The organism is Arcobacter sp. F155 (assembly GCF_004116455.1).
Lineage (GTDB): Bacteria > Campylobacterota > Campylobacteria > Campylobacterales > Arcobacteraceae > Halarcobacter.
Genome location: NZ_PDJU01000030.1, coordinates 1 through 479, shown reverse-complemented (window position 1 = coordinate 479; position 479 = coordinate 1). Strand labels below are relative to the sequence as shown.

The window sequence follows — 479 nt, the reverse complement described above, 5'->3', positions numbered from 1 at the left end:
GCAGAGTTTGAATCTGCAACACCATACTACTACAGCACATATGGAGACGAGAATGAATCGGTTAGAACAGATCGTAAGAGTGTAGTAGTTCTAGGATCTGGTCCAATCCGTATCGGTCAAGGTGTTGAGTTTGACTATGCAACAGTTCACTCTGTATGGGCAATTAAAGAAGCGGGATATGAGGCAATCATTGTTAATAACAATCCAGAAACAGTTTCAACAGACTTCAGTATTTCTGACAAATTATACTTTGAACCATTAACAATCGAAGATGTAATGCACATTATCGATTTAGAAAAGCCAGAAGGTGTTATCGTCCAATTCGGTGGACAAACGGCAATTAACTTAGCTGCTAAATTAGAGGCTCACGGTGTGAAAATCTTAGGAACATCACTTGAAGATTTAGACCGTGCAGAAGATCGTGATAAGTTTGAAGCAGCTCTAACACAACTTGGTATCCCGCAACCAGTTGGTAAAAC

General features: G+C 39.9%; 1 pseudogene. It reads left to right on the top strand.

The window, feature by feature from the left end:
• Positions 1–479, top strand: a pseudogene (locus CRV03_RS13935) (carbamoyl-phosphate synthase large subunit); the annotation flags it as partial.